The following is a 14,625-nucleotide window of genomic DNA, read 5'->3' on the forward strand; positions in this document are numbered from 1 at the left end:
CGACGGTGAGCCGCTGCGCTGAGCCGGTGGCGCGCCAATGCGCATCGGTCGACTTCAGTGATGCTTCTTGCTGCCAAGGTAAGATTCAATGACGCGAACATCTGTAGCCAAATCGCGTGCGGGACCATGTAGCGAAATCTCGCCGGTCTCCAGCACATACGCGTAGTCGGCCACCTCCAATGCAGCTCGCGCGTTTTGTTCGATCAGCAGGATGCTGACTCCGGTTTCTCGCAGGCGCTCAATGGTTCGGAAGATGTCGCGTACCACCAAAGGCGCCAGGCCCAGACTGGGTTCATCCAACATCAATACCTTGGGTTGACCCATCATGGCGCGACCCACTGCAAGCATCTGCCGCTCCCCGCCAGACAGGGTGCCCGCCATCTGTTTGCGGCGCTCCTTCAATCGCGGAAACAATGCGTAGACCGTGTCGATCTGGGCCATCCATTCGGGATTGCGCAGCCGCATTTGTCGGTAGCCGCCCAGGATGAGGTTGTCTTCTACCGACATCGTTGAGAACAATTCGCGCCGCTCGGGCACCAGGGCCAAGCCCTTCATGACTCGATCTTCTAGCGCGACATTTTTCAGTGATTGGCCATCAAAAACGATGTCACCAGATGCGGGTAACACGCCCATCAAGGCGTTGAGCGTTGTTGACTTGCCGGCCCCATTGGGACCGATCACCGTCACCACAGCACCCCGAGCGAGTTGCAGATTCAGTCCGCTCACAACCTCTGCACGGCCATAGCCGGCATGGAGATCACGGACATCCAGGATCAATTCATTGCTTGTCGAAGTGGGCATCGGTTCAATGTTCCGTTCCGAGGTAGGCTGCTCGTACCGCAGGGCTGGCCTGCACCTCGGCAGGTGTGCCTTCAATCAGCTTGGTGCCGAACTCCATCACCACGATGCGATCGGTCAGACTCATCACAAACTCCATGTCATGCTCCACCAGAAGGATGCTCATTCCTTCGGCCTTGAGCTGGCGCAGGACTTGGCCCAAGGCCTGCTTTTCCTTGTGCCGTAAACCGGCGGCGGGTTCATCCAGCAGTAGCAATGCCGGATCGGTGCAAAGCGCGCGGGCAATTTCCATCAATCGGGCGGGGCCGAGTGCTAGATTTCCAGCCAATTCATGAATTTGGTCCTTCATTCCGATGCGCTCCAACTGACGCTCGGCTTCCAGGAAAAGGCGACGCTCCTCTTCGCGATCCAGCCGAAGCACGGCCTGCATAACACCTGCGTGACTGCGGGTATAGCCGCCAAGGGCAACGTTTTCAAGTACCGTCATCTCAGGAAGCATCTTGACGTGCTGGAACGTCCGAGACATGCCCCTGCGGGCGATTTCTCGAGAGGGCTGCCCGCTGACCTTGGCGCCTCGGAACATGACATCGCCTGAGCTCAGCGGCAATACGCCGGTGATGAGATTGAAGGTTGTAGATTTGCCCGCCCCGTTGGGGCCTAGCAGGCCGATGATTTCGCCGGCTCGAATCGAGAAGCTGACATCGTTCACGGCGACCAGCCCGCCAAATTGCTTGCGCACGCTCCTGACATCGAGCAACAGCTCTCCTGGCGTTGGCTTGCTTCGGGTTTCTAGCGCGGTGGCGCTGCCCCAATCCCGGTGTCGCCGGTCAGGCGGTAGATGTCGCTGCAGCCATCTCTCGGCATAGGGCCAAAGACCGAGGGGGGCGTACTTTAGGATCGCGACAAGGATGATGCCGAAGACGATCAACTCATAGTTACCGTTACCACCGAATAGTCGCGGCAGCAGTACCTGAAGCTGGTCTTCGAGAATCTTCGTGAGGGCTGCGCCTGAGAACGCACCCCAAACGCTGCCTACACCGCCGACTACAGTCATGAACAGGTAGTCAATGCCCTTGGAGAGCGAGAAGGACGATGGGTTCACTGCGCGTTGATAGTGCGCAAACAGCCAACCCGAGGTGCAGGCCAGCATGGCCGCGATGACAAAGGCCTTGACCTTATAGCGATACGTAGATATCCCCATGGCCTCGGCCATCGTGACGCCGCCATTGAGTGCGCGGATCGCGCGACCGGCGCGTGAGTCAAGGAGCCGAGCCACGCCAACGGCGGCGGCAAGGGCAATGAGCCAGATCAGTGCATAGAAGCTACGCCCGCTGCCCAGCCTCCATCCAAACAAGGAAAGCCCAGGAATGTTCAAGATGCCGTCGTACTTGCCCAGGAAGTCCATATTGGACATCGCGTAGTACAGCGATAGGCCCCACATCATGGTGGCGAGCGGAAGGTAGTGGCCCGACATCCTCAGCGTGATGCTCGCTAGGACGAGCGCTACGCTCACAGTAACAACCATTGCCACCAACAGGCCCAACCACGGCGAAAGACCGTAGGCCGTACTCAAATAAGCTGAGGTGTAGGCGCCGAGGCCGACAAAAGCCGCTTGCCCGAATGAGGTCAGGCCAGCCACGCCCGTCAGAAGTACTAGCCCTAGGCAGGTTATGGCATAGAGTCCGATGTAGTTGAGGTTGGTGATCCACAATTCAGGAACAGGTGCCAGCGGCATGGCCGCCACCGCGAGTACCAGCAGTGCGAACGAGATGCGTCGCTTGTCCATGTCAGTGGTCTCCCTGATGCGGGTTGCGCATTGACTGCCACAACAGCACGGGGAGGATGGCGGTGAACACAATCACTTCCTTGAATGAGCTGGCCCAGAAAGCACCAAAGGACTCCAGCACGCCCACCGCGAGCGCGCCGATTGCGGCCATCGGGTAGCTCGAGAGTCCAGCAAAAACAGCGGCAATGAAGCCTTTCAGGCCGATCAAGAAACCGCTGTCATAAAAAATGGTCGTGGTCGGACCAATCAGCAGGCCGGAGAGCGCCCCGATCAGCGCGGCCAGCGTGAATGACAGGCGCCCCGCACGGGAGGTTGAGATGCCCATCAACTGCGCACCAAGACGATTCACAGCGGTGGCTTGCAATGCCTTGCCGTAAACCGTGCGACCAAAGAATTGCCATAGCAAGACGATCAATGCAAATGAGGCGCCGAACATGATCACCGTCTGACCTGAAAGGGTTACTGCGCCCACACTGAAGCGCACATCCCAGAAGCTTGGATTTCGGAAGCCTTCGGCACCAAAGTACAAGAGCGCCAGCCCGGTGAGTGCGAAATGCACACCCACCGAAACGATGAGCAGAACCAGCACGGACGCGTCGGCCAGAGACTCGTAGGCGAGGCGGTAGACCAAAGACCCCATAGGCGCCACAAGTGCCACGGAAAGCACAGCCTGCAGCGCAAGCGGCAACTCCAAGGGTGCCATCAGGTAGGTAACACCGCCAATGGCAAGTGGGTATGCCAGCGTGCGCAGTGACCCACGCAGCAATTGGGGCGTCGGCTGTGCTAGTTTCAGGCCGCGCGCCAGGTCCAGGACGACAACGGCAAATGCCAGTATCAACATGAGCCAAACTGTGCCTGGCACCTGTCGGTTCTGCAGCATTGCGAGGGTCAAAGCGCCGAAGGCGACGAACTCACCCTGCGGGATGAAGATGACACGCGTCACCACGAACAGCAGTACCGTGGCCATGGCCAGAAGTGCGTAGACCGCGCCATTGGACAAGCCGTCCGCGAGAAGAATGCTGGAGATGGAAAAGTCCATGCGATATCCGAAAAGGCTGAATATGGCTCGACCGAGCGCGCGCAAGGGCGTCCCGGTCGATGCCAGGGCCGGCGCAACGCCGGCATCTATGGCGTTGCGGTTTACTCGACCTTCCAATCGCCGTTGACCACTTTGAGCATCACGCCGGTTTCATTGGTGAAACCCCAGTGGTTGTCTTTGGAATAAGCCAGCACACCTTGCGAGACCACGGTACGGCCCATCGATTCGAGGGCATTACGAAGTGCCGTGCGGAACTCCGGCGTTCCTGGTTTGGCGCTCTTCAGTGCAACCGGGATGATCTTCTCAAGCAGCAAGGTCACGTCGTAGCCGTGGGCAGCAAATTGATTGCGGGAGCCTGGACCATAGGCTTTCTCGTACTTCTGTACATAGTCCATTGCCAGCGCCTTGGACGGGTTGGTCGCCGCCAGTTGCTCCGCGACGACGGCCGGCCCCGAGACAACGAATGCGCCCTCAACATCTTTGCCGCCGATGCGCATCAGGTCACGAGATGCTGCCGCATGTGTCTGGTAGATCTTTCCCTTGTATCCGCGCTCGATCACGCTCTTGTGCGGCATCGCCGCACCCGAGCCAGAAGCAGCAATCAAGATTGCATCTGGGTTGGCTGCCACTAACTTGAGCGCCTGACCGGTCACTGCCGTATCAGACCGTGCAAATCGTTCGCTGGCGACAACTTTGATGGTGGGTGCTATTGCTGCAGCCTCCGCTTGGAAGTCCTTCAACCAACTCTCGCCGTAGGCGTCGGTGTAGCCAAGAAAACCCACTGTCTTGATGCCTTGGGCTTTCATGTGCAGCAGCATCGCATGTGCCATCACCGCATTTGCCTGAGCGAGGCGGAAGGTCCATGCATCCTTGCCTGGCGCCAGCATGCCGGGCGAGAGCATCAGTTGGACCGTGCCCGATTCGGCCAGCGGAGCGGCCATTGCAATCGCGACGGGCGTCGCCGCCGAGCCCACGACCAGATCGGCATGTTCCTCGGTAGTCAAGCGGTTGCTGTTCTGAACCCCCTTGGTCGGATCGGTCGCATCGTCGAGCACAATCACCTTGAGTGTCTCGCTGCCGATCTTGCTGGGCCAAAGCTTGATTGCATTGGCAACCGGAATGCCGAGGCCGCTGGCCGGTCCGGTTAGCGGCAAGCTGACGCCAATGACGATGTCGGCATGTGCGCTGCCAGTCAGGGCGAACAAGGCCGCAGCGGCCAGCTTTTTGATGCGGTGCTGGTACATGAGTTGTCTCCGTTATGGTGTGTTGTTGGCAGGGGAATTCAGCGCGGCGCCATGCGCAGCGCACCGTCGAGGCGAATCACCTCTCCGTTCAAGTGGACGTTGGTGACAAAGTGCGCGGCCAGTGCTGCAAACTCTTCGGGCTTACCCAAACGCTTGGGGAATGGGATGGAGGAGGCCAAGTTGGCCTGCACCTCCTCGGGTAGCTCCTTCAGCAGCGGCGTCGCAAAAAGGCCCGGTGCGATCGTGCAGACGCGGATGCCGTGCTGGGCCAAGTCGCGCGCCAGCGGCAAGGTCATGCCGACGATGCCGGCCTTTGACGCTGAATAGGCTTCCTGCCCGACCTGTCCGTCGAAGGCTGCGACCGAAGCGGTGCATAGAATGGTTCCGCGCTCGTTGTCTTCGAGACTATCCAGTTTTGCAATGCGTGCGGCGGCGAGACGAATGACGTTGTAGGTGCCAATCAGATTGATGCGCACGACACGTTCAAAATCTTCCAGCGGTGCCGGCGAACCGTCTCGGCCGATCACCCGCTTGGCGGTGCCGATTCCGGCAATGCACATCAGGATTCTGGCCGGGCCGTGAGCGACCTCGGCGGTATCGATCGCGGACTGCAAAGAAGCTGTGTCAGTGATGTCGCAAGGGCAGGCGATGCCTCCGATTTCCTGCGCCACACGGGCTGCATTTACAGCATTAATGTCCAGAATCGCAACCTTCGCACCTTGGCGAGCTAACTCGCGGGCCACGGCCTCGCCCAATCCAGAGCCGCCGCCGGTGACCAGGGCGGCATGACCTTGAATCTTCATCGTGTGTCCTTTTGCGCGTCGACTGCGCTGTTGCGGTTGGGAAGGATCAGCCAGGGGTCGGCATGCGGCCCCTCGTAAATGGCCTCTACCAATGAAGCGCGGTGCTGCAATACCGCGCGCAGGTTGATTGAATTCTTGTCGGTGATTTCACCGTGATCGAGTGAGGGTGGCTCGACAAGAATATGCATGCGCTCGATGCGGTTGGCGCTGCCCGAGCCTTGGTGATGGAGTTGATCCGCCAGCGCTTGAAAGAAGGCGCGTACCGCAGGGTGATGCAGCACTTCGGCGTTGCTGGCGGTCTCGTCGAGGCCGCTCAGCGCGCGGCAATCCGCCAGACGTGGGAAGATCAGAACACCCAGCTGATCACGGTTGATGCCCGTAAGGACGGCGTCTTGTACATATGGGTGGCCTTGCAGAACGATGCGGGTACGCAGTGGACCGACACTCACAAAGGTGCCAGTCGTCAGCTTGAAATCTTCCGCAATGCGGCCATCAAAGAACAGGCCAAGCGACACATCATTTTCGTCGACCAAGTACGCGGCATCACCGGTGCAGTAGAACCCTTGTTCGTCAAAAGCTGCTGCAGTTTGCTCCGGTGCACGCCAGTAGCCTGGCATCACATTGGGCCCCCGGAATCGGATCTCCATCTTGCCCTCGGACGGAACGAGTTTGGCTTCGACGCCGGGGCAGGGCAAACCGATATAGCCAGATTGCGCATGGGTACCAACGACAAAGGTGCAGGTCGGCGCCGTCTCAGTCATGCCCAGGCTGGTCAGGATTCGCACGCGCTCGCCACAGGCTGCGAGAGCGTGCTCGTCGAGCCGCTTCCAGACCGCCTGTGACAGGCCGGCAGCCGCAAACATGAAAGCTTTGAGATTGCGAAACAGCGAGTTGCGCAATTCGGCATCGCCGTCCATGACTTTGACGAGTTCCTCCAGACCCTTGGGGACATTGAAGTAAACGGTGGGCGAGATCTCCTTCAGGTTGCGCACCGTCTCGGCCATGCCAGAAGGCGTGGGCTTACCGTCATCGACATAAATTGTCCCGCCGTTGTAGAGCGCAATACCGAGGTTGTGATTGCCACCAAAGGTGTGACTCCACGGCAGCCAATCGACCAGCACTGGAGGTTCGTCCGCCAGAAACGCCATGCATTGACGCAACATCTGCTGATTGGCGCAGAGCATGCGATTCGTGATGATCACGCCTTTGGGCTGTTTCGTGCTGCCGCTGGTGAACAGAAACTTGACGATCGTGTCAGGCCCCGTCATGGCATGTGCCGCGTCGACACCGGCTCCGGGAACCGTGTTCAACAAGTCGTCGAACTTGCGAGTCGGACGACCGTCAAGCGCACCACGTCCCAATACCACGGTCACGTCGCTCGGCACCACTGCCGCGATGGCGGGCCCGAACCCATCGTGGGACGCGTACACCATGCCGGGCGTGATGGTGCCAAGAATGTGGCGCAACTTGCTGTAGTCCGTCGAGACCATCGAGTAGGCGACCGACACACTGGTGTAGGGGATGCCCGCCCAGAGTGCAGCCAGCATCAATGTGGCGTGTTCCAGGTCGTTTTCAGACAAAATCGCCAGCGGGCGCTCGGCACTCAGCCCGGCATCCAGCAATGCTTGCCCCATCGCCCGCGCGCGCCTCAGCATCTCCGCGTAACTGATGCGCAGCCAGAGTCCGTTCGAATCACGCCGAGCGATGAGCGTTTGGTTGGGGGTTTGTTCTGCCCACTGCTGGAGCACGTCGCTGAGCCGCGCGGGATACCAGCCAAGCTGCTCGCGGGATGTCAGGAGACGCGCGCCGCCCTCAAGTTCGGTGATGTCGGCTTCAACACAGCCGCCGACGCGAGCCGGTTTGAACGGGGCTTGTTGTGCGCTGGTCATGACTTCACGACCTTGGCGGCTTTCCCTTTAAGAAAGGCGCCGAGTCGCTCCTGCGCTTCCGGGGTGCTGGCGGCCACGGCCGACATCAGCGATTCGGTGAACAGGCCCTCGGCGGGTGACTGCTCTGCAATTCGCGGTAGTGCATGCATGACGGCGAAGGCGGTCATTGGGGCGGCCTCTGCTACCTTCTGGGCCAACTCCAAGCCCTTTTTGAGCCCCTCGCCTGCAGGCACACGGTACTGGACGAGACCATAACGCTCACCTTCATCGGCGTCATAGACTCTGCCGGTCAGCATCATGTCTGTCATGCGGGCTACACCGATCAAGCGCGGGATGCGAACCGAGCCGCCGCCGCCGACAAAGATGCCGCGCTGCCCCTCGGGTAGGCCAAAGTACGCCGAATCCTCCGCGACTCTGATATGGCATGCGGCAGCCAATTCCAGCCCCCCGCCAACGACCGCACCATGCAGGACCACCACCACTGGTACACGCCCGAACTGAACGGCATCGAAAGCCGCGTGCCAACCGCGCGAGTGAAGCACTGCGCCACCAATATCCCGCTGCACCAGCGCGGACAAGTCGAGTCCCGCGCAGAAGTGCTCTCCCTCGCCGCTAACCAGCACCGCTCGAACGTCGGCAGGTAGGTGTAGGAATGCAGTATGCAGTTGGGCAATCAATGCATCACTGATGGCGTTCCGCTTTGCTGGTCGATTCAGCCGCAAATGCAGCACCGCACCATGCCGACTGATCTGCAGCAGATCCAGCGCGTCGGTCAAGCCATCCGCTGGCACGACCGGGCTGCCAGTGATTGATGTATGTTCACCCATATAATTTTATTACGTAACTAAACAATGCGTGGATCATGCACTTTTTTGGGGTGCATTTCAATCGAAAATTTTGAGTAATAACCCTTGATTGTTGGACGTTTTTAGAGGAAGTGATGTTCAGAGTCCTTGTCCCTGTGTCGATTGCGCTTCACTGAATATAGTTATAAAATTTAACTAGAAAATTGGAGATCTTGATGAGTGCTTACATTCCCTATGGTTGCTATTGGTCGACCCCTTTTGCCAAGTGGCAGGGCTCATTGGCCAATCTGAATGCGCTTCAGTTGGCCGCGATTTGCGGCCGTACTGCATTGGAGCGATGGCAGTTCCCGATGGAGCAAATCGACCTGGGCATCCTTGGCGTCACCAATCCGCAGAAGGGTGCCTTCTATGGCTTGCCCTGGGTCACTGGCCTGATGGGCATCGACCGCGTGGCAGGGCCGACCATTCAGCAGGCCTGCGCCACGAGTGTTCGGGCGTTGCAGATGGCCAGCCAGGAAGTTGATGCAGGCAGCGCCAGTTGCGCACTTCTGGTGATGGCTGACCGCCAGTCGAATGGACCGGTGGTCTATTACCCCGACCCCAGCGGCAGCGGCGGGTACGGCATTACTGAGCATTGGGTGCCCGACAACATGGCGCACGACCCCTATGCGAAGAACCCGATGCTGCAGACCGGCGAGAACGTCGCGGCGCGGTACGGCTTCACAACCGCCCAGCAGAACGCACTCAAGTTGCGGCGCTATGAGCAATACATGGATGCCCTGGCAGACAACCGAGCGTTCCAGCGGAAATACATGGTTGATGTGCCGCTATCTGACAGTCGTTTCCGTAAAGTCACAGGGGTACTCAGCAGCGATGAAGGCATTTTTCCGACCACGGCAGAGGGCCTTGCAAAGCTCAAGCCTGTGAAGGAGGGGGGCTCCATCACCTTCGGTGGGCAAACTCATCCAGCAGACGGCAATGCCGGAGCCATCGTCACAAGTCGCGTTCGAGCCCGAGAATTCTCGGCAGAGCCCGGCATCGAGATCGAGTTGCTCAGCTTTGGAACCTACCGCGAAGCGCCAGGCTTTATGCCTGCAGCGCCCGGACCGGCGGCGCTGCAGGCTTTGCGGCGCGCAGGCTTGAATGTGGGGCAACTCGACGCAGTCAAAACCCATAACCCATTTGCTGTCAATGATTTAGCTTTGGCGCATGACATCGGCTTCCCGTGGGAGCGGATGAACAACTATGGCAGCTCCATCATTTGGGGGCACCCCCAAGCACCAACAGGTTTGCGCGGGGTGATCGAATTGATCGAGGAGCTTGTGCTGCGTGGTGGTGGCATTGGCCTGTTCACCGGTTGCGCTGCTGGCGATTCGGGGCTGGCAGTAGTGCTCCGCGTCACTGATGCGCGAATTCGCTGACCGATCGTCAGTCCTCGCGTTACCCCGTTATACAAACTTTATACAAAAACTTGTCATGAAAATCATTCGTCCCTATGAAGTTGGCGCCCTGATTGCCGATGATGCCACCGTGTTTCTGGGCGGTTTGGCCGTGACCAGCTTGCCCGAAGAGTTGTTGGTCGCAGTGGAGCAGCACTTCTTGAACACAGGGCATCCTCAGCGCGTCTCCACCTGGGCCTGTGGTGCGATCGGGAACTCCGGCGCTGCAGGCATGAAGCACTTTGCGCACCCCGGAATGATCAAGCGGGTGGTGGCGGGGCACTTTGGCCAGACCGGCAAAGAGATGATGAAGATGGTGTTCGACGGTGAAGTTGAGGCCTACAACTTTCCGCAAGGTTCGCTGTCGCACCTCACGCGACAGATCGCATGTCGCTCGCCCGGCGTGTTGACCAAGGTGGGGTTGGGCACTTTCGTTGATCCGCGCTTGGAAGGCGGCAAGATGAACAGTCGCACCACCGAGGATTTGGTGCGGCTGGTCGAATTCGACGGCGATGAGTGGCTGTACTACAGGGCCCCTAAGATTGACGTTGCTTTGATCCGCGGGACGGTGGCCGACGAGCACGGCAACGTCACGCTGGACAAGGAGGGCGTGTTGTTGGAGCAACTTTCTATTGCTCAGGCCGCTCGGGCCAGTGGGGGTATCGTCATCTGCCAAGTTGAACGTATCGTCAAGGCGGGTAGTCTTCATCCCAAGGCTGTCAAAATTCCTGGTGTGGTTGTCGACTATGTGGTGCTCTCAACGCCTCAGAACCACATGCAGACAATTGCGACGCAATTTGACCCAGCGTTGTGCGGTGATATCCAGATTCCCACAGACAGCCTTGTTCCGATGCCCCTGGACGAACGCAAGGTGATTGCCCGCCGTGCGGCCTTGGAACTGTCGCCAGGCGCTGTGACCAATTTGGGCATTGGCATTCCTGCGGGGATTCCATCGGTCGCCGCCGAGGAGGGTGTTGCCGATGCACTGACGCTCAGCATTGAGAGTGGGGTCACTGGCGGCATCCCTGCGCAAAAGGGAGACTTTGGCCTCGCTTACAACGCCGAGGCCATCATTGAGCAAAGCTTTCAGTTCGACTACTACGACGGCGGCGGCCTTGATGCCAGCTTTCTTGGCCTGGCCCAAGTTGATGCGTCAGGCAATGTCAACGTCAGCAAATTCAATGGGCGCCCCGTTGGCTGCGGAGGCTTTGTGAACATCACGAGATCTACCAAACGGTTGATCTTCTGCGGTAGTTTTACCGCCGGCGGGCTGGAGTTGCAAGTTGGGGAGGGTGCATTGACGATCAAGACGGAAGGGCGTTCGCGCAAGTTCATCAAGCAGGTTGAGCAAATTACCTTCAACGGCCGCGATGCCGCCCTTCGTGGGCAAGAGGTGGTGTTCGTTACGGAACGTGCGGTGTTTCACCTGCGGGCCGACGGTCTAGAGCTGACTGAGATCGCCCCTGGCGTCGATCTGGAGCGGGATGTGCTGGCACACATGGAGTTCCGCCCGATCATTCGCCAACTGCGCACAATGGATGCTGACCTGTTTCGCGCCAACTGGGGCGGCTTGCGTAAAGCACTTTCTGCGGGAACCCGTCACTGAGTCTTGCCCTCGCTGCGCATTGGCATCGGCAGCGACAGCGAGAGGCGCGAAAGCTGAATGTAGGTGACGGTATGCCGCTGAGAAACTGGGTGCGGGCGCGGTACTTACAGGGCATGAACGCCCCCACCCGGGCCCACCTGGATACCATCGATGCCGCCTCAGCGGAGTCTCTCCCGGGGTTTCGGCTTCATGCTCGGCGACATCCCTGGTGAGCTGATCAAGTGGTTCGCTACTTGCCTGCCGTTTGAGTCGCGTCAGGGCCGGTCAGGCAAGGGGCGAGGCCCATCGCCCGGGCTCATTGCCAGCCGTAACGCTTCGCATAGAACGACTTCATCGCTTGGGTCAACGCGATGTAGGCCATCAGGATGCCGGCAAGGTAGACGAAGAAGACGGGCGGCAGCGCTTGAAGTTTGAAATAGTGCGAGAAGGGCCCCATCACCATGAAAACGCCCATGGCCATCACGGCCAGCGTCATGCCCAGTAGCGGCCATGCGGCGCGGCTTTGCAGGAAGGGGATTTTTCGGGTGCGGATCATGTGCACGATCAAGGTCTGCGACAACAAGCCTTCGACGAACCAGCCAGACTGGAACAAGGTTTGATGTTCAGGCGTATTGGCCGAGAACACGAACCACATCAGCAGATAGGTGGCAATGTCGAACAAGGAGCTCACAGGGCCGAACCAGACCATGAACCGGCCAATGTCATCCGGGTTCCAGCGCTGGGGCTGGGTTAGCAGTTCGGCGTCCACATTGTCAAAAGGAATAGCGACCTGCGAGATGTCGTACAGCAGGTTTTGCACCAGCAGTTGCAGGGGCAGCATGGGCAAAAAGGGCAAAAAAGCACTGGCTATCAGCACGGAGAAGACATTGCCAAAGTTGGAGCTGGCCGTCATCTTGATGTACTTGAGCATGTTGGCAAAGGTGCGGCGGCCTTCGATCACGCCTTCTTCCAGCACCATCAGGCTTTTCTCAAGCAAGATGATGTCGGCTGCCTCCTTGGCGATGTCCACCGCGGAGTCGACCGAAATGCCGATGTCGGCGGCGCGCAGCGCCGGCGCGTCGTTGATGCCGTCGCCCATGAAGCCCACCACATTGCCGGCCGCCTTCAAGCTGCGGACGATGCGCTCTTTCTGCGCGGGACTGAGTTTGGCGAAGACGTTGTACTTGACGGCGATCTCGCTGAGCTCGCTGTCGGACATGGCTTCGATCTGCGAGCCCAGCACCACCCCGCGCTGTTCCAAGCCCACCTCGCGGCAGATCTTGGCGGTGACGAGTTCGTTGTCACCGGTCAGGATCTTCACCTCGATGCCATGGGCTTTCAGCGCGGTCAGCGCCGGTTCGGTGGACTCTTTCGGTGGGTCCAGAAAGGCGACATAGCCCATCAAGGTCATGTTGGACTCGTCGGCCACTGAGTAGGCTTGCCGGTGGGGCGGCTCCTCCTTCATCGCTACGGCCACAACGCGCAAGCCTTGCTCGTTCAGCGCGGCGGTGCGTTGCTTGATGTCGGCGAGGCGCTCCGGCGTGAGGGGCATGTCTTGCCCATCTTCGCGAATGCGGGTGCACACCGCCAGCACTTCCTCAAGCGCGCCTTTGCAGATCAACTCATGGTGGTCGTCCCGCTCGGACACCACAACCGACATGCGGCGGCGTTGGAAGTCGAAGGGAATTTCGTCAACCTTCTTGTAGTTGGCCGCAATGTCCAGGCTGCGGTGCACTTCCGCATGTTCCAGCACCGCGACGTCCAGCAGGTTCTTGAGGCCCGTTTGATAGTGGCTGTTGAGGTAGGCCAGGCTGAGCACTTCCTCGGACTTGTTGCCATGAATGTCGGTGTGCCGCTCCAGAAAGATCTTGTCCTGCGTCAGCGTGCCGGTCTTGTCGGTGCACAGCACGTTCATGGCGCCGAAGTTCTGAATTGCATCCAGTCGCTTGACGATGACCCGTTTGCGCGACAGCACCACCGCTCCTTTGGCCAAGGTGGAGGTGACGATCATGGGCAACATTTCAGGGGTCAGGCCCACGGCGATGGAGAGCGCGAATAAGGCGGCCTCCACCCAGTCGCCCTTGGTGAAGCCGTTGAGCAGCAGCACCAGCGGCGACATCACCACCATGAAGCGGATCAGCAGCCAGCTCACCCGGTTGACCCCGGTCTGGAAGGCGGTGGGTGCACGGTCAGTGGCCGTAACGCGTTGGGCCAACGCACCAAAGAAAGTTCGTCCACCGGTCTCCAGCACCACGGCAAGCCCGGCGCCGCTGACCACGTTGGTGCCCATGAATAGGAGGTTCTCTAGCTCCAGCGCGTTGTTGCTGGGCTGGCGGGGTAGGGCGAATTTTTCCACCGGCAGCGACTCGCCGGTCATGGCGGCCTGGCTGACGAACAAGTCCTTGGCGCTCAAGACTCGCAGATCGGCGGGGATCATGTCGCCAGCGGACAGCACCACGATGTCGCCCGGCACCAGCTCCCGTATGGGCACTTCTTCCTGATGGGCGGGCTTGGTGTGGAGCTGGATCTCGAAGAACTCCCTCGCCTCGGCAGCGGCCTCTTCGGCCAAGTCGCGGCGCATGACGGTGGCCTTGTTGCTGACCATGGCCTTGAGTTCGTCCGCCGCCTTGTTGGAGCGCGTTTCCTGAACGAAGCGCATCACGGTGGAGAGCAGCACCATGGCGCCGATGACAACGGCCGCTCGCAGGTCGTTTGTTGCATAGGACACAGCGGCGAGCAGGGTCAGCAGCAAATTGAAGGGGTTGCGGTAGCAGTGCCACAGGTGCAGCCACCAGGGCATGGGTTTTTCGTGCCCCACTTCATTGGGCCCGACTTCGCGGCGAATGAGGTTGGCGCGCTCCGCGCTCAGGCCACTGAGTTGCGTGCCCAGCGAAGCGAGCAAAGACTCCGGCGCGGTATGGGCTGCAGCCACCAAGCGCTGCGAGAGCTGGTCAGACATCTCATGGGGCTGGGCCTCCCGGCGAAAGGCGTCCCAGATGGCGAGACTGCGGAAATGCCTCGCCATGCCATGCGATTGAATGAAACGGACGTAGACGTTCTTGAAGCTGAACATGGGCATTGCGCTGACTCCGACGCATTATTCGACGCGTACTTCGATGTTGACTTCAATGTGACTCGCCAAAGTGGCGGGCTTAACTTTTTATTGTGACCGTGCTATGTGTCCGGGTGTTTGCAGCGCAATCTTTGCCGCGGGCACCTTGCGGGACAACCCTAAT

Annotated in this window: 10 protein-coding genes; 2 read left to right on the forward strand and 8 right to left on the reverse strand. The window is 59.5% G+C overall.

All coding sequences use genetic code 11. The features are described 5' to 3' along the window. Positions 1-54: 54 nt before the first annotated feature. From PRZ01_RS01235 to PRZ01_RS01265, 7 genes are all read right to left on the reverse strand, one after another. Complete coding sequence (locus tag PRZ01_RS01235; RefSeq protein WP_273594925.1) at positions 55-801, reverse strand: ABC transporter ATP-binding protein; 747 nt, start codon at positions 799-801, stop codon at positions 55-57. A gap of 4 nt (positions 802-805) precedes the next feature. Then, positions 806-2,584 (reverse strand): branched-chain amino acid ABC transporter ATP-binding protein/permease, encoded by a 1,779-nt coding sequence (locus PRZ01_RS01240; protein ID WP_273594926.1) that lies wholly within the window; start codon positions 2,582-2,584, stop codon positions 806-808. Between the two features lies 1 nt (position 2,585). Then, entirely contained in the window at positions 2,586-3,623 is a 1,038-nt protein-coding gene (locus tag PRZ01_RS01245) for a branched-chain amino acid ABC transporter permease (RefSeq protein ID WP_273595047.1), read from the reverse strand. A 101-nt stretch (positions 3,624-3,724) separates the two neighbouring features. Next, positions 3,725-4,867: an ABC transporter substrate-binding protein gene (locus tag PRZ01_RS01250; RefSeq protein ID WP_273594927.1), complete on the reverse strand. Its 1,143-nt coding sequence runs from the start codon at positions 4,865-4,867 to the stop codon at positions 3,725-3,727. 38 nt (positions 4,868-4,905) lie between these two features. Further along, the gene (locus PRZ01_RS01255; protein WP_273594928.1) at positions 4,906-5,670 is read right to left on the reverse strand and encodes an SDR family NAD(P)-dependent oxidoreductase; all 765 of its coding nucleotides are present in this window, start codon (positions 5,668-5,670) and stop codon (positions 4,906-4,908) included. Next, positions 5,667-7,559 carry a feruloyl-CoA synthase gene (locus PRZ01_RS01260; protein ID WP_273594929.1) on the reverse strand — a complete coding sequence of 631 codons (1,893 nt, stop codon included), beginning with the start codon at positions 7,557-7,559 and terminating at the stop codon, positions 5,667-5,669. The genes PRZ01_RS01255 and PRZ01_RS01260 overlap by 4 nt, the downstream gene beginning before the upstream one ends. Further along, the gene (locus tag PRZ01_RS01265; protein WP_273594930.1) at positions 7,556-8,386 is read right to left on the reverse strand and encodes a crotonase/enoyl-CoA hydratase family protein; all 831 of its coding nucleotides are present in this window, start codon (positions 8,384-8,386) and stop codon (positions 7,556-7,558) included. Before PRZ01_RS01265 ends, PRZ01_RS01260 begins: the two co-directional genes overlap by 4 nt. A gap of 194 nt (positions 8,387-8,580) precedes the next feature. Between PRZ01_RS01265 and PRZ01_RS01270 the strand changes: the two genes are divergently transcribed. Both PRZ01_RS01270 and PRZ01_RS01275 read left to right on the forward strand, forming a co-directional pair. Further along, the gene (locus PRZ01_RS01270; protein ID WP_273594931.1) at positions 8,581-9,786 is read left to right on the forward strand and encodes a thiolase family protein; all 1,206 of its coding nucleotides are present in this window, start codon (positions 8,581-8,583) and stop codon (positions 9,784-9,786) included. A 55-nt stretch (positions 9,787-9,841) separates the two neighbouring features. Then, positions 9,842-11,410: an acyl CoA:acetate/3-ketoacid CoA transferase gene (locus PRZ01_RS01275; protein ID WP_273594932.1), complete on the forward strand. Its 1,569-nt coding sequence runs from the start codon at positions 9,842-9,844 to the stop codon at positions 11,408-11,410. Between the two features lie 295 nt (positions 11,411-11,705). Here the strand turns inward: PRZ01_RS01275 and mgtA are convergent, their stop codons facing one another. Continuing rightward, complete coding sequence (mgtA, locus tag PRZ01_RS01280; protein WP_409993789.1) at positions 11,706-14,468, reverse strand: magnesium-translocating P-type ATPase; 2,763 nt, start codon at positions 14,466-14,468, stop codon at positions 11,706-11,708. Positions 14,469-14,625 lie beyond the last annotated feature (157 nt).

Origin of the sequence: Roseateles koreensis (assembly GCF_028595305.1) — a bacterium.
GTDB lineage: Bacteria > Pseudomonadota > Gammaproteobacteria > Burkholderiales > Burkholderiaceae_C > Paucibacter_A > Paucibacter_A koreensis.

Coding starts and splice junctions, on each gene's coding strand:
- PRZ01_RS01235 (WP_273594925.1), bottom strand. CDS start 801: ATGCCCACTTCGACAAGCAATGAATTGATCCTGGATGTCCGTGATCTC.
- PRZ01_RS01240 (WP_273594926.1), bottom strand. CDS start 2,584: ATGGACAAGCGACGCATCTCGTTCGCACTGCTGGTACTCGCGGTGGCG.
- PRZ01_RS01245 (WP_273595047.1), bottom strand. CDS start 3,623: ATGGACTTTTCCATCTCCAGCATTCTTCTCGCGGACGGCTTGTCCAAT.
- PRZ01_RS01250 (WP_273594927.1), bottom strand. CDS start 4,867: ATGTACCAGCACCGCATCAAAAAGCTGGCCGCTGCGGCCTTGTTCGCC.
- PRZ01_RS01255 (WP_273594928.1), bottom strand. CDS start 5,670: ATGAAGATTCAAGGTCATGCCGCCCTGGTCACCGGCGGCGGCTCTGGA.
- PRZ01_RS01260 (WP_273594929.1), bottom strand. CDS start 7,559: ATGACCAGCGCACAACAAGCCCCGTTCAAACCGGCTCGCGTCGGCGGC.
- PRZ01_RS01265 (WP_273594930.1), bottom strand. CDS start 8,386: ATGGGTGAACATACATCAATCACTGGCAGCCCGGTCGTGCCAGCGGAT.
- PRZ01_RS01270 (WP_273594931.1), top strand. CDS start 8,581: ATGAGTGCTTACATTCCCTATGGTTGCTATTGGTCGACCCCTTTTGCC.
- PRZ01_RS01275 (WP_273594932.1), top strand. CDS start 9,842: ATGAAAATCATTCGTCCCTATGAAGTTGGCGCCCTGATTGCCGATGAT.
- mgtA (WP_409993789.1), bottom strand. CDS start 14,468: ATGCCCATGTTCAGCTTCAAGAACGTCTACGTCCGTTTCATTCAATCG.